Source organism: Colwellia sp. TT2012 (assembly GCF_001440345.1).
Lineage (GTDB): Bacteria > Pseudomonadota > Gammaproteobacteria > Enterobacterales > Alteromonadaceae > Colwellia.
On record NZ_LJYX01000100.1, the window covers coordinates 1 to 878 of the forward strand.

Sequence of the window (878 nt, forward strand, 5' to 3'; positions counted from 1 at the left end):
CTCAACGAGCGTATGAGTTGGGGGAGGCGGATCTTCAATCATTGCTTTTAGCCCGCCGCCAATCCGTTTCGGCAGCCACAACGGCCCTAGAGGCACAAGTAGAGACGTTAAAGACAAACTTATCCCTCCTGATTGATGCCCACTGGATCTGGGATCTCGATCACAGTTGAGCCACCATTCCGGCAGCGCAATCAGCTGCCGGAATTCTTTCAAATTTGTAATTCTTCAATCATCTTGAGGTTATGTTTGTAGGTCAGAATGAGTGGCGGTCATTGCAATCACCATTATAAAAAAGGCCGTCATCATAAGAAACTGCCAAATCTTCGGAGCAGACATGACTAGGATAACCAAGACCTCAACAGGCGTATTAGCGGCAATAGCTGGGTTTAGCTCAGTCGCCTATAGTGCAGAGAAGTCAGAAGGTTTTGTTGAAGGTAGTAAATTTACCGTTACCAGCAGAACATTCTATTTCAACAGGGATAATCGTAATGGTGAAACTGCACCAGGGGGGCGGGATATTCTGAGGCGACTGCTCAAGCATTCATTCCGAAATTCAATTCTGGTTACACCCAAGGGACGATTGGTTTCGGACTAGATGCTTTCGCCATGATCGGCTTGAAATTGGACACTGGTGGCGGACGCAATGGTGGGCGAAGTTCGTTTGATGTTCTTCCAGTTGACAGTAACGGGGATGCCCGTGATGAGTACACTAAAATTGGAGGCGCCGCGAAGATTCGCGCCTTTGATACGGAGCTCAAAGTAGGCGACGTGTTTCCTACCAGCCCAGTAGTGTATTACGGTGATTCGCGTCTACTTCCTGAGTCTTTTAGAGGTACTATATTTTCCAATACCAGCATCAAAGGCCTGACATTGCAAGG

General features: G+C 47.7%; 2 protein-coding genes. Both read left to right on the plus strand.

Going from position 1 to position 878, the window contains the following annotated elements; genetic code table 11:
- Positions 1–334 precede the first annotated feature (334 nt).
- A complete protein-coding gene (locus ASU03_RS21860; RefSeq protein WP_197411302.1) occupies positions 335–595 on the plus strand; it encodes an OprD family outer membrane porin in 261 nt (86 codons plus the stop codon).
- Positions 544–878: OprD family outer membrane porin (locus ASU03_RS21865; RefSeq protein ID WP_197411303.1), on the plus strand; the 335-nt coding region annotated here is incomplete at its 3' end. The genes ASU03_RS21860 and ASU03_RS21865, both read left to right, overlap by 52 nt.